Below are 20,211 nucleotides of genomic sequence, written 5' to 3'. Positions count from 1 at the left end.
TTATTTTAGCTGCAACGCATTAGGCACCCAACGCTTTTGCCATGATAGACTCCTGAGTTGCTTCATTTTTAGCAACAATACCCGCAACGGTTCCTTGACGCATGATTAATACGCGATCACTGAGCGCTAATATTTCAGGAAGCTCTGAGGAAATAACAATTACCCCGATACCGTTATCCGCTAACTCGCGCAGAACTTTATGAATTTCGATCTTCGCGCCGATATCTACTCCATTTGTGGGTTCATCCGTAATTAAAATTCTTGGTGAAGTCACCAGCCATTTTGCCAGAACCACTTTTTGTTGGTTGCCTCCACTAAGAAATCTAGTTTCTTTCAAAGGATCATGAGGTCTTAGATCGAGCTTTTCAATATATTCCTCAGCTATTTTCAAACTTTTTTTCCTGTCGATAAACATACGATGGCATATCTTATCCAATATCGGCAAAGTAATATTTCTAAACACGGAATCTTTGAGAATGAGCCCCTCTAATTGCCTATTTTCTGGTACATAGCCGATTCCATGGGTCAAAGCATCTGAAGGAGAACTGACAGTCACTGGGTTGCCTTCAATGAAAATTTCTCCTGAATCCGGCTTGTTTAAACCAAATAGAGCTTTAGCCAGTTCAGTCCGTCCCGACCCTACCAGACCTGTAATACCCAAGATTTCTCCCTTTTTGAGGCTAAAAGATATGTTGCGGAAATTTCCCTTTTTGTTCAAACTTTTTACCAGTAAGATATCTTCATTGTAAGCAGTTCGTGCATTCATTTGCTGATAGGCAACATCACGGCCAACCATTAGTCGGATCAATTCCTGCTCATTAACCTCGTCAATAGCGTGTGAAGCAATATATTTACCATCTCGCAAAACGGTAACACGATCCGCCACTCGATATATTTCGTCAAATTTGTGACTAATGAATAATATGGCAATGTTCGCTTTCCTGAGGTTATCAATAATCTTATATAGATTTTCAACTTCGCGAGATGACAAGCTCGATGTTGGTTCATCCATAATAATTAAACTGGCGTTAAAACTGATCGCCCTGGCAATTGCGACGATTTGTTGCGATGCAACATTTAAATCTTTCAAAATCGTGGCGGGATTTAATTTGAAGCCCACCTTGTCAATTGCCGCCTCCGCCAGTTGCGTGATCTTCCCCCAATCCAGCTTTTTCCGCCAAATGGAATTGTTGCCTATACAAATGTTTTCTGCAACGGTTAGGTTCGGAAACAAGCTAATATCCTGGTAAATGACCGAAATCCCTTTGCGTATTGAGTCTAATGGATTCTTGATAATGGCTTGCTTTCCATTAATATATATCTCTGCACCTTCATCAGGAAAATGGACACCAGCCAGAACCTTAATTAAAGTAGATTTTCCAGCACCATTTTCACCGACTAAAGCATGCACTTCACCTTTTTTAATCTCTAAAGAAACCTCGTCCAAGGCTTTTATTCCCCCGAAGGTTTTGCTGATATTCTTTAATTTAACAAAATATTCTGATGCCATTACCAACACCTCCTTAGTAGTGAACTCGTTCAGCCTAAGCTGAACATCGAGACTTCGGTGGGACTCTACCCACCGAAGCAGAGTACGGAGGACCCACTCCCACTTGTAGAAGTGGGAGTCTTACGATTGGATGAAAGTGGATTACCTGTTCTCAGTCTTTAGTTGTCACTTCAAGTAAAAGACCTCTTTCAAGTCGATAGTTACCGGCGAATTGTCCGAATTGGTTTCCATAATATCCTTCATATAAGCCCACCAATTTTGACAGATTTCTGTTTCCGCGCTCAACTTCCATTTTTCCTCATCTTCAATTTCCAGGTAGGCAAACAAGGTATTAGCGTTCGGATCAAGGTGGATAGAATAATTGTTGGCACCATTCTCTTTTAGCATCCTTACCATGTCAGGCCATATTTCAGCGTGCCTTTTTTCATACTCCCTATTATTACCTGGAAGCAATTTCATAATGAATGCCTTACGCAACATTCTTGTTACCCCTTTCTCGCAAATAGCCCTCTGCCTGTCATATCAGACGTTCAAAATACCTTTTACAGGAGTAACTCCAAAAGCTTCGGCCAGCTCAAGCAAGTTTTGATCGGTCATAGGCTGTACGATCTCTTTATGTTGATTGACAAGCATAAAAATTTTCGCTGCTTTCTCGACGGTCTCAATCAGTCCGAATGTTTCATCCATGGTTGTTCCAGCCCCAAGAATTCCGTGCTGGGGCCATACAACCAAACGACAATCTTTCATCTTATCCGCAGTGGCACGTCCTATCTCATTGGTCCCTGGAACAATCCATGGAATTACCCCAATTCCGTCTGGAAAAACAACAAGACATTCGGTACACATTTTCCATAATGTCTTTGTGAAGGATTTTTCATCGAGTTCATGAACAAAGGTCATTGCCAGCACATTAGTTGCGTGGCTATGAATGATAACGCGATGTTGTGGATCTCTTTTTAAGCGCTCAATATGGCTCATGAAATGGGCCGCCAACTCACTGGTCGGCCGGCAGCCGTCTGCATATCCCCACAAAATTTCTATGCCGTTTCCGTCCTTTGTAACGCGTATTATACCAAGATTTTCTTCAGGATTTAGGCTCACATTCTTAAAATACTTACCGGTCCCAGTCACAATGAAATATTTTCCCGCCAGTTCGCCCACCGGAAACTGCAAGGGGTAGGTACATTTGACATTATTTATGTCAATGTACTTTTTGATTTCGGCCTCATCAAGAATATAGCTGATATTACCACCGTTGCGTTCATCCCAACCCATTACCCACATATTGCGTGTAACTTCCATCATCTCCCTTACAAAAGGGATTTCATTTTGAATCATTATCGAACTCACTTGTATTCCTCCCCATCTTCTACAGATCACGACTTCCTTGTTGGATATCGTTTCATTAATATTTCACTCTCATATTGTTTCACGTCCACCAGCCACGTTTCCCGCACAGGAATATCCATCTTTGCACAATAATAATCCCAGACCGAACCGAAGGGATAGGATTTTAATTCTTCCAGCATAGCCAAGCGGGTTGTGAAATCGAATTCCGCTTCCGCTTCCTTTAGTTTTTCCGTTGGCTCAAGCATAGCTAGAAGCAAGGCTTTGAGTATGTTGCGTGCTCCAATCACCCAGGCAGCAATTCGATTGATGCTGGCATCAAAATAATCCAGCCCAATAAAAGTCTTGTCCAACAGATTGTTACGCACAAGTTCGTGGGCGATGGCCTGTAGTTCGTCATCCATTATGACAACATGGTCGCTATCCCAGCGAACCGGCCGACTCACGTGGAGAAGAATCTTGGTGTCGAACAAGGCAACACTGGAGATTTTTTGGGAAATCTTTTCGGTTGGATGAAAATGACCTGCATCCAGGCAAACCAACTTATCGTGACTGAGGGCATAACCCAGGCAAAATTCATGGGAGCCAACGACATAGCTTTCTGAGCCAATGCCGAACAATTTACTTTCAACAGCATCCAAATTATATTGCGGGTCGATTTTCTCGGAGAATATTTCATCCAAGGCTTCCTTCATCCGTTTTCTGGGTGCCATACTATCCACTGGCTTTTCTTTAGATCCATCTGGAAACCAAAAGTTAGTAATACAAACTTCTCCTAGTTCCTTGCCAAAATATTCTCCAATTTTACGGGCAGTTTTACAGTGTTTAATCCAGAACTGCCGAATTTTGGGGTCCGGATGGCTGATAGTAAATCCGTCGCGGAAGTTGGGGTGAGAAAAACAAGTTGGGTTGAAATCTAGTCCCAGACCCCTCTCTTTGGCCCATTCTACCCATTTTAAAAAATGTTCAGGTTGCAACTCATCAACCTCAACTTTTTCGGTACTATCGGCATAAATTGCATGCAAATTAACCTTGTGCGTACCTGGAATTAGCGACAATGCTTTTTCTAGATCTTGACGGAGCTGTTCTGGCGTATGAGCAGCTCCCGGGTAATTGCCGGTAACTGAAATTCCTCCTGACAATGCTTCGTTTTTGAGAAATCCATGTACATCATCCCCTTGCCAGCAGTGCAAGGAAATCTTGACTCTCTTCAATTTTTCTAACACTGCATCCGTGTCCGTACCGAGTTTGGCATAAAGCACTTTTGCCTGTTCATATTGATTTTTCAACAGTTGATCCACGTTTGTCTCCCCTTATCTCCTGAGTTTTTTACTTTTCGAATATATTTTCTTCTAATTATAGCCATATATCATCCTCTTCATTGAAGTTACGCTATGCAGAGACCAGCCGGTTAAACTTCTCAAAGACTTCGTCTAGGTTCGGAATCTTTCTGGGTTGGTACACTTTGATATCGAAAGAAACCATCACCAGTTCTCTTGCCGCTTTGATATTTTCCAGCTCACCGGAATAGATCATTTGGACCAAAATATTCCCCAGCGCCGCGGACTCCACCGGACCGGCGAACACTGTGCGTTCCACGACATCTGCTGTGAGTTGGCATAACAGATGATTTTGTACTCCCCCACCGACAACATGCAACGAGCGAATGGGGTGACCAGTCATTGTGGAAATATCCTCCAGTGTTTTACGGTACATCAAAGCAAGACTGTCGAATATGCAGCGGGCAAGTTCCCCCCGTTTCTGGAATAACCTGTCCTGTTTCGCGGCAATATTGTTGAATTTCCAGGATCATGTTGGCAGGTTTTAAGAAACGTTCGGCATTGCAATCAATCAAAAACTTAAAGGGCTCTATAGTCTCTGCTTCGGCTGCCAGAGCAGCAAACGACGGTTGATGGCCTAAACAGCGGCGAACTTCTTGTATTAACCAAAGCCCCATAATATTCTTCAAAAAGCGGTATGTTCCGTAAGCACCCCATTCGTTCGTGTAATTGTTAGCCTGCGAAAGTTCACTGATGATCGGAAAAGTATTTTCCACACCGATCAACGACCAAGTTCCGCTGCTAAGATAGGCAAATTGTTCGTCTACTCCTGGTACCCCAAGAATAGCAGAAGCTGTATCATGCGAGGCCACACAAACCAGTTCACATTGAGGCAGATCATATTGCTTACGCAGTGTTTCTCGGATGGGTCCCACCATTTCTCCAGGTTCTCTGAGACTGGCAAATTGTTCACGCCGCACACCAATAATTCTCAATAAATCTTCATCATAATCTTTGGTTTGAATATTCAGCAATTGCGTCGTGGAAGCGTTGGTCTTCTCGCTAATCATCTTTCCGGACAAACAATAGTTCAGATAATCAGGAATCAGGAGTATCTTACTTGTCTTATGAAGTTGTTCCTTATCATGGACATACAATTGAAATAAGGTGTTAAAATTCAAGATCTGAATTCCCGTTGTTTTATAAACTTCTGTAAGTGCTTTTAAGTTTTGAAAGTCTTTGATGGCATTTTTGGTTCGACCATCACGATAGGCATAAACTTCACTGACCAGGCTTCCGTCTCTTGCCACCAAAGCATAATCTACCGCCCATGTATCAATGCCTAAGGTGCATTCAAGAACGCCTAATTCTTTTGCAACTTTTAAGCCTATTAGAATTTCGCTCAATATCTTTTCGATATCCCAGAAGCAGTTTCCGTTTTGTTCAATGATCTTGTTTTCAAAACGGTAGATTTCCATCAAATTAATTTTTTCGTTGGTAAGAGTTCCGAGCACCAAACGGCCACTCGAGGCACCTATATCCACTGCAATATGATTCTTCGTCTTCAATCACCCCTCAGCTAGACAAAATCTCTATGATCTCCAAATATATTTTGTTTGTAAGAAACTATCCCCAGAGTGTTTTGTCTGTATTTTGTCTTGAATACGAATATTCTGTAATCCCAACACCTTTATTTTAACTCGTTTTTAAACATTGTCAACACAAATCAATAAATTTTTCTTTTGTTGTCTTTGTTTATGTTGGATATTTTCCATCCTCCGTCCAGTTTCCACCCTAGTGGTGTTATTCTATGTTGATTTCACTCTCCGCCAGATAATGATTGTTTGAGATGAGGAATTAATTGTTTACTACTCATAAATTTATAGAGTTTATCTGCTTTTAAAAGTATTTTTAAGTACTTTTAGCAGCTTTCCGTAAAATTAATCTGTTATTTTGTTTGTTTTTGGTTTACTATAGTTATAATTAAGTTAGTATGACATTTTTTAAAGGGGGTCCCATTAATGCTTGCCATAGTGCGTCGACAAAAAATCGCAGAAATAATTCATAAGGATAGGAAAGTATATGTATCAGACTTAAGTCAGCTCTTCAGCGTCACGGAAGAGACCATCCGCCGTGACTTAGAAAAGCTTGAAAGTGAAGGGTTATTGACCCGAACTTATGGAGGCGCTATAACTAGTCAACATACCAATGAAGATTTGCCATTCCCCTTAAGAACAACCATGAATCTAGAAAGCAAACAGGTGATTGCTGCAAAAGCAGCAACTTTAATCAACGACGGTGACACAATTGCCATAGATGCCAGCACTACCTGTTCAGAACTGATGCAGACTCTGGGAAAGAGCAAAGTTGACCTGACAGTCATTACAAACTCTGTAAAAATACCATGCGATTTTATTTCCTCTAAATTTAATATTATTTCCACAGGTGGAACGCTTCGTGCACATTCCTTTGCCCTGACAGGACCTGTAGCCCAAAGCACGATTGAAAATTATTATGTAGATATTGCTATCATGAGCTGCAAGAGCCTATCTCTAGACAAAGGGATAATGGAATCTAATGAACCTGAAGGTGAGATTAAAAAAAAGATGATCCAACAGGCAGAAAAGACTATTCTGCTTGTGGACCATAGCAAATTTGATAAAACTTCTTTTGTAAAGCTTTTCGAGTTTGATAGCTTTAATTATATCGTTACTGACCGTGAACCAGCCAGTGTATGGATGGAACTTTTTCGAAAGTATGACATTCAGGTGATTTACTAATATTAGTACGCAAGAAATTTAGCCAATGTGACGCATCTCTCATCCTCCAGCTTTACCGGTTTGGTAAGGGGGAGCGCCTTTGGTTATCCAATGGGTAAGGACATCGGCGGCATTACCCGTTAGGGTTCCTTTTCGCCCGCCAACACTCCCGGCGTGGTTCGATCTAATCTAGCAACATACCCACACCTCTAAGTCACCCACTATCCCTTCACTCCACCCCAACCTACCCAAGTCGAGTAAACCCGAGGACTTTCACCCCGAGCTTCTCAGTCGAGTAAGCCAAGGGAATTTCGCCCTTAACTTCTCACGGAACCGGACTTGAAGTAGAGTAGGCACCCAGCGAGTTGCTATCCTATAATAGTACTTCTCCAGATGCCCCTCTCAGAACGGAGCGTGCAAGTTTCCTGTACACTCCGCTCGCCAGCGATTTACTGTCAGCTGACATTAGCATTACAATAACGTCCTATTCTACTTCTACGACCGACTAATATCAAGGTTTTTACTTAACCTAGATATAGCACTGTTATTGTCTCTAACATGCCTGTTTCGATATAATCCATAAGCTATCTTCCAATAGATTAGCAATTTACTCCGCCTTTCATCTTTGCGACAGCTGAACCCACAACCATCTTCAGCACTTCCGATGTGCCCATCCCGATATCGAGCAGTCTTGCATCCCGTGCATAGCGTTCCAAATCGTTGTACTTCATGTAGCCGTGACCGCCAAATATTTGCAGGGCCTTGTAACAAACTTCATTAACGACTTCAGCTACAAATATTTTTGCCACAGAAGTATCCAAAGCGTAGTCCTTTCCGCTATCTCTTTTCTTTGCCGTTGCAAAGACCAGCAAGTTAGCGGCTTCTAATTTTACATACATATCCGCTAACATTTCCTGAACCGAAAAAAGTGTGTTCAGTGGTTTGCCGAAGGCGTTTCTCCTGTTTGAATATTCCGCTGCAGTCTCCAAGGCGCCTTCGGCTATGCCCAGCCCCATGGAGGCCATTCCAAGACGTCCCCCTACTAAACCGTACATGGCGATTTTAAAACCGTCATTTATTTTGCCGATAATGTTGTCATGGGGGATGACGCAATCCTTAAAGCTTAATCCTGTGGTATAGGAACTACGGCAGCCCATTTTTTCTTCCGGAGCGCCAATCGCAAAACCAGGCATCCCTTTTTCTACGACGAACATGCTGATGCCTTTTGCTCCGGCATCCACATCGGTCTTAAAAGCGACGAGATAAATATCGGCTAACCCGCCATTGGTGCAAAAATATTTAGCTCCATTCAAAACCCAGCCGGCATCGGTATTTGCAGCCACAGATTTAATTCCGGCAGCATCAGAACCGGCCTGAGCCTCACTGATATCATAGGCGGCAATTTTTTTACCCTGAAGAAGATCGGGCAAGTATTTCTGTTTTTGGGCCTCGGTTCCAAATTTCAAGAGGACGTCAACCGCCATCCAATGAACATGAAAGGTTAGGGCTACCCCGGCACTCGCTTTGGCCAATTCTTTAGCAAACATATGGGTTGTCACGGAATCACAGCCACCACCGCCGTACTCAGTGGGATAATTCATCCCAAAGAATCCCTCTTCGGCCATCGTACCTGACAATTCACTCGGGAACCTACACTCTAGATCAAGATCCCTGGCAATAGGCCGGAGGTGATTTTTACAGAATATCCTGGTTCTCTCTATAACATCACTACATGCTTCATTTTCTGAAACGTTCATAAATCCACCTCCTTTTGAACAGATTACAATTTCATTTCACAGAAAGTATCGGCAACGATAAAGTCAGCCTCAGTACATGCTTTAATCTCTTGGAGGGTTACACTCGGGGCATGTTCTTTTAAAATAAGGACATTTTCTCCGATATCAAACACAGCCTTTTCGGTGATGATCGTCTTTACACAGCTTTTCCCCGTAAGTGGGAGGGTGCATTTTTTAAGAATCTTGGATTCCCCTCTTTTGTCGGTATGCATAAGGCACGCAATCACTTGTTCTGTGCCATAGCAGAGATCCATAGCTCCCCGATCCCTGGCCACCACTTGCCGTTGCGTTGAACCGCCCAGTTGGCAACGTTACCTAACTGGTCAACTTCCAGCGCACCCAAGACGGTAATATCCAAGATCCCGCTGCGCATTGCTCCTAATGAAGTCGCCAAATCCATAATGGCTGCCCCAGGTAAAAGAGTCACGGGTTCCGAACCGGCATTGGTCATATCAGCTTGAGCTGCTGAGGCTTTCGGTTTGGGCCCAACCCCAAAAACGCCATTTTCCGCATGAAACATAACCTTAACGCCCTCAGGCAAATAATTTGAAGCCTGGGTTGGCATGCCAAATCCTAAATTGACAAGTTGTCCGTCTTTCATTTCATGTGCGACGCGTTTTGCAATTAATATTCTCGGATCCATGTTAGTTCCTCCTCAATTGTTAAGCTATTCTTTGAGAGCTTGCAATTTCGGCAAAAGTCTATCCTCAGGCGGTAGCGTTCCTAAGAAGTAGCGCCTTCGGCGATACTGTCCCCCGGACAGTATCGTACCGGAGACTTTCGTCTAAAAGTTCCTATTCTTCAAGGGTCAATTTTCCGATTTTGAGCCAATGCCGGCGATAAATCTCGTCATGTTCTTCCAGGCTTAATCCTTTAAACACCGCTTGAACAAAAGGAGCCGGGGTTCCTACCCGCTCCGGAGCAATGGTACCAACAGGAACAATCTCTTCCACTTCGGCCACTGTATAATCACAGGCCATGGCAACCATCGGGTTACAATTCATGCTGGTATGACGATACTCCAAATTACCCATCTCATCGGCGCGCCATGCTTTGACCAGGCCGACCGGCGCTCTTAGAGCAGGTTCAATAAAGCATTTAATCCCGTTGACATCTACCACTTGTTTCGGTTCTTTCAACTCAGGGAAGAGTGCTGGATCGTTCAGAATGCCTACACCAACAGGAACAAGGACACCGCCAAGTCCCATGGCACCGGCCCGGACTTTTTCAATCCAGGTACCCATCGGGTAAAACTGTTCCACTTTCAAGTTGCCCTTCAGGTATTCGTCAGTCGATTCTTGGGTCGTTCCAACGTGAGATGAAATAATTTCTTTTACTAAACCGTTCTTGTATAACATGGCCCTGCCGAAACCGCTTAAGCCGGGTTCATTGGTAATCAGGGTAATTTCACGTATTTGGTTTTTGATCAACCACTCAATACAACAAGTGGGTTCTCCGGCACCAACAAATCCTCCCATCATAATGGTAGCGCCGTTTTGGGGGATAACGCTTAGTGCTTCATCTATAGATTTAAGTTTGTTTGCAAATTTGGACACTTACATTCCCTCCACAAAATCGTAATCTTTCGTTGGTTTAAAACTGATGGCCATCAGCATCTTCATATTGATGCAATAACCATGCCAAAGACGTATACAGCAGCAATCAGAGTGTTTGTAATAAAAAAGCCCCTGGTTGTCTATTCCAGGAGCTTTTTTGCTGTGACTTTAGAGGACAGGTGTCGCAAAAACCTTCACTTAAGATTTATATTAGATTCAGTTTTTCCATCTTTCTATACAATACAGAACGCTGCATATTTAATACTCGTGCTGCCTTAGCCTTGTTGCCGTTCGTTTGTTGTAAAACATGCAGAATCATGTCGCGTTCGGTGTCGGCGATATGACTGCGAAAACTTTGGCATTCAATCACGGTCGAATTTCCCGGGCCGGGCTCATTCTCCCAAGGCCTGATCGGAATATTGCGAATGTCGATGATCGAATCCTGACTCCAGTTAATCGCTTGCTCAAGAATATTTTCCAGTTCCCGCACATTTCCTGGCCAGTGATAAGCTTTCATAATCTTCAGGGATTCCGGGGTTAAGCCTTTGGCATCAGCACCAATTCTCAAGTTGATCCGAGTAATCAAGGCCTCTACTAAGAGAGGTAAGTCTTCAACTCTATCCCGCAGAGGCGGCATAATAATTTCCAATACATTTAAACGGTAGTAAAGGTCTTCACGAAACTTCTTTTCTTTGACCAGCTTTTTTAAATCCAAATGAGTTGAAGCAATAACCCGGACATCCAGCTTGGTGGGAGAGGTGGCTCCAATTCGCCATACTTCCCTTTCCTGCAAGACCCTGAGCAGCTTAACCTGCATATAGTGAGGCATATCGCCTATTTCATCCAATAAAATGGTGCCACCGTCAGCCAACTCAAACTTACCTGGGTTTCCTCCCTTTTTAGCTCCCGTAAACGCCCCCTCAACATAGCCAAATAATTCGGATTCGAGAAGGTTTTCCGGTATTGCGCCACAGTTAACACTTATAAAAGGGCCCTCCCGCCTGACCGAGCGGGTGTGAATCGCTTGGGCAATAATTTCTTTGCCGGTACCGCTTTCCCCGGTAATTAGTAAGGTCGAGCTGGTTCGGGAAGCTTTCCGGGCTAGTTTTTTCACATATAACATAGGAGGTGTTTCGCCCATAATATCCCGGCAAGTACAAAGCATCCGCGCAGTGCTTTCCGGTTTACCCGGCCGCGCTAGTTTTTGCACGATTTCCTTGGCGATGGTTTGATCGGGGAACAACGTTTTGACCATCGCCCCAATAATCTGGCCGTCAATTTTTAAGGGGAAACGGGCCACCAGAAATTCTCTGGCATTGATCTTCAGTGTCTCTCCCCAAATAGAATAGCCTTGACCAACTGTCTCAAATAACCTGCAGTTAGGAATTACATCCCAAATTTTTTTCTCCAATACATCCTTCTCAGCGTAATTAAGAATTTCCAGGAAAAACGAGTTAATAAAAAAGATGGTTCCTGTGTTGTCGATCGCCATAATACCTTCAAAGGGATTGTCCAGAATTAACCTTAACCTGTCGTTTTGCCGAAAGCTTAATTGTTTAGCAACTACAGCGTTCATGACTAAACCTCCTGACTAATCCTTAAACTTCTAAATATATACTCTCTTGCAAAAACAGTACCAATCACACGTTCCCTCAAAATACGGACCTTTTAATTTAACCCTGAATTAATTATGTCTCTTTTAGTGACACTTGTCCACTATTGAGTCATTATAAAATAAAAAATCGTCTTAAACTGTTACACTGTTTACTTATTTTATACAGTGTTTGTCATTATAGTTGGCGCTAACTCATTAATTTTATAGGTTATTTTAAAGAACTCATCCACGGCAGAGAAATCTGGAGCTAACTTGACCGGGGAACCTACGCCGGATGCTTCAAGGGACGGAAAGGAAGATGTCTTACAACTTTTCCGCGTAGACCATTCGCTCGATCGGTGTTGAGGCTAGTAGCCGACCAGTAGGTTTAACATATCTCTCAGCCATTTCATCATAACCCATGTCCTCTACTACCTGCCAAACGTATTCTTTTAGAAAGTTTGGCCACGCTTTGGGGTCCATTCCAAAAATCCAAATCTTACTTGTCACGTACCTTTTGTAGCCCTTTTCCCAGTCACACATAGCTTGCCCATCAAGAAAAAAGCGTGCTATCGCACGCGCTCAGAGCAGTTATCCACAGGTCGCCAATTATATACTTTCCTAAGCAAAAATAAAAACCCGCAATTACTTGCGGGAGTAAGACTTTATTGGTGCGCCACCCAGGATTCGAACCAGGGACCTGCCGATTAAGAGTCGGATGCTCTACCAGCTGAGCTAGTGGCGCAATTAGAAGAACAGTCTCTAGTATACCCAAGGATCTTAGAATAGTCAAGCCTTTTGTCGATCTTTCAATTCTGACTATTTAAGACCATTTTCTAAGTAGTTTCTTAGTCAATTAACGATATTCAGGATCGCTGGCTATATTTAAAATAGCCTGAGCGTATACCTTTGTCGTTAAAAGAATATTGTCAATGGAAATGTATTCATCTGCACAATGAATTACTTCGGGTTCTCCCGGAAAAACAGGACCAAAAGCAACTCCTTGAGGCAGTGCTTTGGCATATGTCCCACCCCCAATGGCAAAGGCATAGGGTTCAAGCCCAGTGACATCAGCATAAGCTTTAAGCAGGGATTGAACTAAGGCACTATCTTTAGGGACATGATGGGCCTTCTGATGGTTGATCACTTGAAGACTATAACCTCCTTTCTGGGCAACTTTCTCAATAGGCAATACCACATCGTCCCGCCCATACGTTACAGGATAGCGTATATCAAGAACGAAACGTATCTCACCGGACGTCAATTCTAGAATACCTAGGTTGAGAGATAGTTGACCTGAGGGTTCATCACGTAAGGCAATCTCGAAACCTTCTCCAAAGAAGCCTGTGCCCGGATACGTTAAAATAAAATCGAGAGTTTCTTGCTCTTCCGCGCTCAGAGGCAAAAGCCGCAAAAATTTCAAAGCATAGAGAACCGCATTCTTACCGTGTTGAGGAAGACTTCCATGAGCGCCAACACCCTTAAAAATAAGCTTCATTTCCTGTCCGGCTTGTTGATCTTGCAATTGCCCGTTGACATCCTCCGGAAAAGCAAATTCCTTTAAGGATTGGGCAACACTGTCGCGATCAAGTCCAGTCAAAATAACTTCACATACATCCGGAACAACATTGGCCCGTTCTCCGCCCCGGATACTGACAAGATGCGGCAAAGCGGCTGCAAAAGATTTTTTAAATTCAAGATGAAGTATCCCTTTTTCGGCATGGATCAATGGGAACTCAGCGTCGGGTGCAAAACCCATATAGGGAACTTCTTCTTTTTGAAGATAATAATCCATGTCAGCCCAGCCAGATTCCTCATCCGTGCCAAGTATCAAACGAACTCGCTTATTCAAAGGTATTTTAGCATCTTTTATTGCTTTCATGGCAAATAGAGCGGCCAAAGACGGTCCTTTATCATCCAAAGCGCCCCGCCCATAAATTTTTCCATCTTTAATCGTTGCACTATAGGGTGGAACAGACCAACCGTCCCCTTCTGGAACAACATCTAAGTGACCCAATATTCCCAAGAGATCTCCAGAACCCATTTCTATATGACCTGCATAACCATCGACATTTTTAACATCAAAACCAAGCTTTTCACCTAATCTCAAAGTCCACTCTAAAGCTTCTCTTATTCCAGGCCCAAAGGGAGCTCCTTGAGCGGCGTGGGCATCGTCTTTAACACTCTTAATTCGAATACAAGCTTGGACAGCTGAAACTATGTCTTCTTTCATCTTGTCAATTTGATCTTCGAGACGCATTATCAATCATTCCTCCGTCTTTTAATGTTGTTCTTAATTCATCCTATCATACCCAGCTTGGTAAATGAAGTTGCATCACAGGAAACTCTGACCTACAAACCAAGAACTAAGGCGTTAACGTTGAAAACTTAACATTAATTGTTGTACCTTTGGTCACTACTTTTCCTGCCTGAGGATTTTGTTCAGCTACTAGGCCACTACCTGAAAAGTTAAAATGAAGTTCGGACTTTGCCAGTATATCACCTGCCTGACGCATAGTCATTCCTGTTAGGTCAGGAGTAACAACTTCTCCGCCAACTGGCGAGCGGTCTGGGGTGACAGATTTCGGAGAAGGTCTTACCGGAGAATCGCCGGAAGATATAGTAACCGTGCTTTGAGTATCTTTAGCTACCGGTAAACCATAATATTGCAAAGCCCCTTCTATAATGGCTTTAGCTGGAGGGCCTCCTAAAGTTCCACCTTGATGCCCTTCGGCGCTTTTAGGTGTATCAAGGATCACTAGAACCGCTATTTTAGGATTCTCTGCTGGGGCATACGCTGCGAAGGAAGCTACGAAGTCTGTCGTCGAATATTCCCCGGTCTTAGGATCCACCTTTTGAGCAGTTCCAGTTTTACCAGCAACATTGATGCCGGGAATTTGAGCAAGATGACCTGTCCCCCCTGATACAACTTGTTCAAGGATACCGGACATCTGTGAAGCTGTCGCTTTCGATATCACTTGACGAATTGGAATAGGTTTTTGTTGTTGAACCACTTGGCCATTCGGAGTAGTAATTTTATCCACGATATAGGGTCGATATAAAGTTCCGCCATTGGCAACTGCTGATATTCCAGTCAATAATTGAATGGGTGTCACCAGATTAGCTTGTCCAAAGGACATGGTTGCTAGTTCCAGATCCCTAGCTTTATCTTGCGGCACAAGCAAACCACTTTCCTCGCCTGAGATGTCAATACCGGTTTTCGAACCAAACCCAAAGGCTTTTAAATACGTATAAAAGGTATTCTTTGTTAATTTCATACCTACTTGAGCCAGTACAACATTTGAGGATAGCTGCATCCCTTGGGTGAATGTAGGGTTTCCATGTGGTTTTTGGTCTGAGTCCCAATTCGTAATTAGGCGGGGACCTACCCGCAGATAACCGGGATCGGGAAACGTTTCATCGGGGCTGATCACACCTTCTTCTAAGGCGCTGGACCCCGTGATAATTTTAAAGGTTGAACCAGGTTCATAAGACATGCTGATGGCTAAATTTCGTCGGTCTTCAGGAGATGCTTTTGAGTAATTGGTCGGATCAAACGTTGGCCGGGAGCCCATTCCCAAAAGACGTCCCGTCATAGGATCCATAGCTAGAATTGTCACGCTGTTAGCCTGAGTCGTATGTTGTAAATTATCTAATTGTTGCTCGATTAAGTATTGAATCGTTGAATCTAAGGTAAGTGTCAGAGAATTTCCCGGACGAGAAGGAGCACCTTGATCATTGGCTTCAAGAATGGAACGGGCCCGGGTGTCTTGTTCCTGTGACTGAAAACCCGGTTTACCAAACAGTACTTTATCATAATAAGACTCTATACCTTCTACCCCATGGCCTTCCAGATTAACGATACCAAGAGCTGCCGCTGCTAAGCTTCCCATAGGATAAACACGTTTTTCTTCCTCATTTATTCCTACCCCCGGAATTTTCAGCGCCATGATTTGATCCGCTTTTTGAAGGTCCACTTGATGAGCTAGGCTAATCCAAGACAAATTCTTATTCAATTTATCAAGAATATCCTTGGAGTCAATTTCTAATATTCCCCCGAGTTCTTTGGCCACATTCTCTTTAGTATCTTTGAATTTTTTTTGGGACATTAAATTACTTAAAGTTTTAGGGTCAGCATAAATTTCTTTCACGGGAATACTCTGGGCTAACACATTTCCCTGTGAATCGTAAATTGTTCCACGTTCAGGCTGGAGACTTTGATCTGTTGTCCGACGTTGAATTCCCTTAGCCTGAAGATCAGATGCCTGAACAACTTGCAGAACAATAAGCCTCCCTACTACTAGGAAAACCAGAAGAAACAGCCCGATATGGACCCATCGATCACGTGCAAAATAGTTTATAATGCGCTTGTCCCTTTTTTTCAAAAAGCTCTCCACCCTCCTTTTGTTCATTATAGCATTTAAACACTCACTTCCTAGCCCCTTTTTAAACTTAAGAAATAAGCGAACTATGCGCACGGATTATTATAAACATCATAAGCTATAGAAAAAAAGCAGAAGGGAGTTTTGTTATGAACAGTCCTCAGGAGATTGCGACACGTATTACTATGGCTTGGTTAAACGCTTTTGCCACGGTTACTAAGGAGTTAGGCCATGTCGATCAACATATTCCCACACCACAAGAAGTGAGTGAATTTTTCATTGAAATTCATCGCACAGCTCAACAAACCAATACTTAAGAGTAATAACTGAAAAAAGTAAACCGTCAAAAGAGCTTACGTTATCTTAACTAACGATGGCATTATTAAAGCCACCTCGCTAAGAAACCGTAAGCTCTTGATGGTATTTTGCCCTCAGTTGGGTGGAAACTATGCCTGTTAAGAAGAGGTATATTTATGAAAGTTTGGTACACTTAGGTTTTAACATTTAAAAGCTGAGATAATAAAAAACCCATTGCCACTCCAGAAAGAAGTCCGCCTAAATGAGCAAAATTGTCAATTCCCGGTTGAGAAATTCCAAACCCGAAATTTACTAAGATAACAATTACAAGATTTAATCCCAAGCCGGATTTCCAAAGATACGGTCGTTGGTAACTATAAACTAACTGGGCACCCAAAAGACCGAAAATCGCCCCGGAGGCTCCGGCCGAAAGTGCCGGAGAAAATATATAGCTTGCCAGAGATCCTCCTAGCCCGCTTAGAATGTAAATCGCAAAATACTTCCAATGTCCATAACTTTCTTCGGTCAAAGGTCCCAGGGCCCATAATGAGTATAAATTAAAGGCTAGATGCATGACTCCTATATGGATAAACATGCTCGTTAATAAACGCCACACTTGACCGGCTTGAATCAAGGAATTCACTTTCGCCCCAAAGGTAATCAGAACAAGTTGATTTGTCGATCCACCTGCTAATGTCATAAGCAAAAAAACAATAAGGTTAATTCCTAAAAAAGTAAATGTGACATAGGGAGTGCTATGATTTCGGTCTTGTGGCCCAGGCTCCAGCGAGATTGGAGAACCGCTGGCAATCTGCCGAAGCAGGCGGGGAATTTCTTGTTTTTGCGAAGGAGGATACGGGAACAAATTGCCTAGTTTCAAATCCCAATACCATAATTGAATGTCCGGGAAACGATGTTTCTTCAACTCTGAGGAGTCAACTCCCGAAGGGCAAAAAACGATAGCATCCCATTTTGACATACCGGCAAATTCGGAAACCTTAGGCCTGAAATCCGCAGGCAACTCACTTAAATACCCGAAAAGAAGCCCCCGCTGCAGAGAGTCGTGAGTGGCACAAACCCAGTTGTCCTCAAAAATTCTAACGCTCCAGCCAGATTGTCTGAGGTTAGAGGTAATTTGTTCTAACATGGCATCTCCTTGCTCTATATCTCTCCAATAACCCCACGAAGCAGGCTCGGTATTCCATAGTCATTTTTACCAGAACCATAGCCAACGTTATGGATAACCATTTCCGGAAATTCTGTTTGCTGGGCTAAAGCTCTAATAAGAGCCGCTCCTGTAGGGGTAATAAGTTCGCCTGTAATTCCAGAATCCCGGAATTTGAACCCACGTAACAACATAAGAGTTGCTGGAGCGGGCAAGGGCAACGTCCCATGAGCACATTGTACAAATCCTTTTGACCACGGAAGTGTGGATATCCGAATCTCCTCAATATTTAACTGATCAAGAGCGATGCAAGTACCTACAATATCGACGAGAGAATCCACTGCCCCAACTTCATGAAAGTGGACTTGGTCAAGAGTCGTTCCATGGACCTGGGCTTCTGCTTCAGCTAAGACGTTAAAAACCTGTAAAGCATTTTTTTGGGAACGTTCGGATAAAGTTCCGCTCAAGATCATTTTCTGAATATCAGGAAGTCTCCGATCGTGATGGTGGTGATGTTCATGTTCAGACTGATCATCGGCATGATGATGCTTATCAAGATGATCATGAATAATAACATCAATGTCAGTCGCTTGGATGCCCTGGACTTGACGGGAACGAATATCTAGTTTAAATTCTGTTAAACCCATAGAATGCAATTGCTCTACGATCGCTTCAGAATCCGCACCCAGAGCAATTAATGAACCTAAGGCCATATCTCCGCTGATACCAGCAAATGTGTCCCAATAAAGAATTCTCAAGTTGAAGCTCCTCTCAAATGATGTTTAGATATTCTGTGAATAATGGTTGACGCTAAAGAAGCAGCACCAAAACCATTATCAATATTAACGACTCCTATCCCAGAGGCGCAACTGTTCAACATACTGAGTAATGCTGCTAACCCTTGAAAGTGTGCGCCATAGCCCACACTTGTCGGGACGGCTATGACGGGTTGCTCGACTAATCCGCCGACAACACTGGCCAGTGCTCCTTCCATACCAGCGACGACGATCAGGACCTCTGCGCTGTCCATCGTCTCACGCTGGGCAAGAAGACGGTGTATGCCCGCAACTCCAACATCGTAAATTGTATCAACTTCATGACCCATATAACGGGCTGTTATCCATGCTTCCCGGGCAACCGGCAAATCTGCAGTGCCTGCCGTCATGATTAAAATTTTACCCGGAATTGTTGGTTCTTCTAAAGGACATAGCAGAAGACACCGTGCTAGAGGGTCATACTGAGCCTGGGGAAAATGAGGCAGGATCAAATCAGCATGTTCTGGGATGAGACGTGTCGCCAAGACATTTTTAGATTTAGCACCTAAATGCCTTAAGATCGAGATAATCTGTTCCGGTTGTTTCCCTTGACAAAAAATAACTTCGGATTGACCTGTTCGCAACCCTCTATGATGATCCAAACGAGCAAATCCTAAGTCTTCAAAAGGTAGTTCTTTCAATTGGCCCAAAGCTTCTTGAGGAGTGCATGAACCCTCCTTGACTGCCTCGAGAAGAGCTTTAATGGTCTCCTCATTCATATTGCAATTCCTCCCTCAGGTTCGGATTTAAACTTCCTGAGCGAAGTCCGCCTAAGTCTAATGTTACAAATCGGAAACCCAGCATTTTAAGTGAGTTAACAATCTCGGAGTGTTTTTGAACGAAAGGAAGGAACTCCTGGATAGGGATCTCGATGCGCGCTATTTCACCATGTACCCTAACACGACACTCTGCAAAACCGTTGCTAAAAAGGATCGTTTCAGCTTGGGCAATTTTAGATAATAATTCAAGGGTTATTGTATCTCCATATGGTACCCTTGAAGCAAGACAGGCCATCGAAGGCTTATTCCAGGTCATTAAATTTCGACGCTGAGATAATGCTCGTATCTCGTCTTTAGTAAGTCCAACTTCCAACAATGGACTTTTAACCTTTAATTCCTCCAAAGCCTTTCTTCCCGGGCGATAATCTTGGGCATCAGAGGCATTTGTACCTTCGATTAAGGTAGTATAACCCAATTCCCTACATAACGCTAAGAAAGTTTTAAATAGTTTCTTTTTGCAAAAGTAACATCTTTCAGGTGGATTATCTCGGAATTCCTGTAACTCCATTACGTTTATATCAACTATTTCCAAAGGAAATTGATACGTTTGAGCTAAAGAGAGAGTTAACCTTTGCTCTTGAGTAGAAATCATTGCCCCACGTGCAAAAATACCCCTACAGTTTTGTCCTAAAGCCTCTTGGGCAATTGCCATAAGATATGTAGAATCTACTCCTCCCGAAAAGGCTACCATAACGCTTTTAAAAGATTTTAGGAGTTCGATAAGTTGGATTTCCTTCTTCAAAGTTTCTGCACTAAGTTTTAATACCATGGTTTTGCTCCCTTCCACTCTATTCTACCTATCGTTTAAATGCCTGTCAAAGAAACTTTAGAATCGAAATTCTAAAAACGTAATTTGCGGAGTTTCGTTAAAAAATAGAACAGGGTCAGTTTTATAACTTCCCTGCTCTAATTGAACCCATATGAATTGACG

Annotated in this window: 20 protein-coding genes and 1 tRNA gene; 2 read left to right on the top strand and 19 right to left on the bottom strand. The window is 43.1% G+C overall.

The features are described from left to right. Positions 1–19 precede the first annotated feature (19 nt). From VZF35_RS23730 to VZF35_RS23705, 6 genes are all read right to left on the bottom strand, one after another. Entirely contained in the window at positions 20–1,510 is a 1,491-nt protein-coding gene (locus VZF35_RS23730) for a sugar ABC transporter ATP-binding protein (RefSeq protein ID WP_407308874.1), read from the bottom strand. Between the two features lie 165 nt (positions 1,511–1,675). After that, positions 1,676–1,990, bottom strand: coding sequence for an L-rhamnose mutarotase (gene rhaM / locus VZF35_RS23725; RefSeq protein ID WP_407308873.1), 315 nt, complete (start codon positions 1,988–1,990; stop codon positions 1,676–1,678). 42 nt (positions 1,991–2,032) lie between these two features. Continuing rightward, complete coding sequence (rhaD, locus tag VZF35_RS23720) at positions 2,033–2,860, bottom strand: rhamnulose-1-phosphate aldolase (protein ID WP_407308872.1); 828 nt, start codon at positions 2,858–2,860, stop codon at positions 2,033–2,035. A 26-nt stretch (positions 2,861–2,886) separates the two neighbouring features. After that, on the bottom strand, positions 2,887–4,158 hold the full coding sequence (gene rhaA, locus VZF35_RS23715) for an L-rhamnose isomerase (protein WP_407308871.1): 1,272 nt from the start codon (positions 4,156–4,158) through the stop codon (positions 2,887–2,889). A 91-nt stretch (positions 4,159–4,249) separates the two neighbouring features. Beyond that, on the bottom strand, positions 4,250–4,573 hold the full coding sequence (locus tag VZF35_RS23710) for an FGGY-family carbohydrate kinase (RefSeq protein WP_407308870.1): 324 nt from the start codon (positions 4,571–4,573) through the stop codon (positions 4,250–4,252). Next, complete coding sequence (locus VZF35_RS23705; protein WP_407308869.1) at positions 4,563–5,705, bottom strand: rhamnulokinase family protein; 1,143 nt, start codon at positions 5,703–5,705, stop codon at positions 4,563–4,565. Before VZF35_RS23705 ends, VZF35_RS23710 begins: the two co-directional genes overlap by 11 nt. Positions 5,706–6,158: 453 nt before the next feature. Here VZF35_RS23705 and VZF35_RS23700 point away from each other — a divergent pair, with 453 nt between their 5' ends. Then, the gene (locus VZF35_RS23700) at positions 6,159–6,917 is read left to right on the top strand and encodes a DeoR/GlpR family DNA-binding transcription regulator (protein WP_407308868.1); all 759 of its coding nucleotides are present in this window, start codon (positions 6,159–6,161) and stop codon (positions 6,915–6,917) included. Between the two features lie 578 nt (positions 6,918–7,495). On the opposite strand, the gene VZF35_RS23695 is transcribed toward VZF35_RS23700, so the two are convergent. The 9 genes from VZF35_RS23695 to VZF35_RS23655 all read right to left on the bottom strand — a co-directional run bounded on the left by VZF35_RS23695 (position 7,496) and on the right by VZF35_RS23655 (position 16,254). Next, positions 7,496–8,653, bottom strand: a complete 1,158-nt coding sequence (locus VZF35_RS23695; RefSeq protein ID WP_407308867.1) for an acyl-CoA dehydrogenase family protein — start codon at positions 8,651–8,653, stop codon at positions 7,496–7,498. A gap of 23 nt (positions 8,654–8,676) precedes the next feature. Further along, complete coding sequence (locus VZF35_RS23690) at positions 8,677–8,904, bottom strand: CoA-transferase (RefSeq protein WP_407308866.1); 228 nt, start codon at positions 8,902–8,904, stop codon at positions 8,677–8,679. Positions 8,905–8,915: 11 nt separating this feature from the next. After that, positions 8,916–9,335, bottom strand: a complete 420-nt coding sequence (locus tag VZF35_RS23685) for a CoA-transferase (RefSeq protein ID WP_407308865.1) — start codon at positions 9,333–9,335, stop codon at positions 8,916–8,918. Positions 9,336–9,486: 151 nt separating this feature from the next. After that, positions 9,487–10,248, bottom strand: a complete 762-nt coding sequence (locus tag VZF35_RS23680; RefSeq protein ID WP_407308864.1) for a CoA transferase subunit A — start codon at positions 10,246–10,248, stop codon at positions 9,487–9,489. 205 nt (positions 10,249–10,453) lie between these two features. Continuing rightward, complete coding sequence (locus VZF35_RS23675) at positions 10,454–11,824, bottom strand: sigma-54 interaction domain-containing protein (protein WP_407308863.1); 1,371 nt, start codon at positions 11,822–11,824, stop codon at positions 10,454–10,456. A 342-nt stretch (positions 11,825–12,166) separates the two neighbouring features. Next, positions 12,167–12,352, bottom strand: coding sequence for a hypothetical protein (locus tag VZF35_RS23670; RefSeq protein ID WP_407308862.1), 186 nt, complete (start codon positions 12,350–12,352; stop codon positions 12,167–12,169). Between the two features lie 159 nt (positions 12,353–12,511). Then, positions 12,512–12,587 (bottom strand) — tRNA-Lys (locus VZF35_RS23665). A gap of 111 nt (positions 12,588–12,698) precedes the next feature. Beyond that, on the bottom strand, positions 12,699–14,102 hold the full coding sequence (gene pepV, locus VZF35_RS23660) for a dipeptidase PepV (protein ID WP_407308861.1): 1,404 nt from the start codon (positions 14,100–14,102) through the stop codon (positions 12,699–12,701). A 106-nt stretch (positions 14,103–14,208) separates the two neighbouring features. After that, positions 14,209–16,254, bottom strand: a complete 2,046-nt coding sequence (locus VZF35_RS23655) for a penicillin-binding protein (protein ID WP_407308860.1) — start codon at positions 16,252–16,254, stop codon at positions 14,209–14,211. A gap of 119 nt (positions 16,255–16,373) precedes the next feature. Here VZF35_RS23655 and VZF35_RS23650 point away from each other — a divergent pair, with 119 nt between their 5' ends. Then, entirely contained in the window at positions 16,374–16,541 is a 168-nt protein-coding gene (locus VZF35_RS23650; protein WP_308895744.1) for a hypothetical protein, read from the top strand. A 173-nt stretch (positions 16,542–16,714) separates the two neighbouring features. Here VZF35_RS23650 and VZF35_RS23645 read toward each other — a convergent pair whose 3' ends face one another. The 4 genes from VZF35_RS23645 to larE are packed head-to-tail and all read right to left on the bottom strand — an operon-like array spanning position 16,715 to position 20,049. After that, positions 16,715–17,668: a rhomboid family intramembrane serine protease gene (locus tag VZF35_RS23645; RefSeq protein WP_407308859.1), complete on the bottom strand. Its 954-nt coding sequence runs from the start codon at positions 17,666–17,668 to the stop codon at positions 16,715–16,717. Positions 17,669–17,682: 14 nt separating this feature from the next. Continuing rightward, entirely contained in the window at positions 17,683–18,444 is a 762-nt protein-coding gene (locus tag VZF35_RS23640) for a LarC family nickel insertion protein (RefSeq protein ID WP_407308858.1), read from the bottom strand. Next, on the bottom strand, positions 18,441–19,220 hold the full coding sequence (larB, locus tag VZF35_RS23635) for a nickel pincer cofactor biosynthesis protein LarB (RefSeq protein WP_407308857.1): 780 nt from the start codon (positions 19,218–19,220) through the stop codon (positions 18,441–18,443). Before larB ends, VZF35_RS23640 begins: the two co-directional genes overlap by 4 nt. Further along, positions 19,213–20,049: an ATP-dependent sacrificial sulfur transferase LarE gene (larE, locus tag VZF35_RS23630; protein WP_407308856.1), complete on the bottom strand. Its 837-nt coding sequence runs from the start codon at positions 20,047–20,049 to the stop codon at positions 19,213–19,215. The genes larB and larE overlap by 8 nt, the downstream gene beginning before the upstream one ends. Positions 20,050–20,211 lie beyond the last annotated feature (162 nt).

This window comes from Desulfosporosinus paludis, assembly GCF_045689965.1.
GTDB lineage: Bacteria > Bacillota > Desulfitobacteriia > Desulfitobacteriales > Desulfitobacteriaceae > Desulfosporosinus > Desulfosporosinus paludis.
This window is presented reverse-complemented; position numbering and strand designations above follow the sequence as displayed.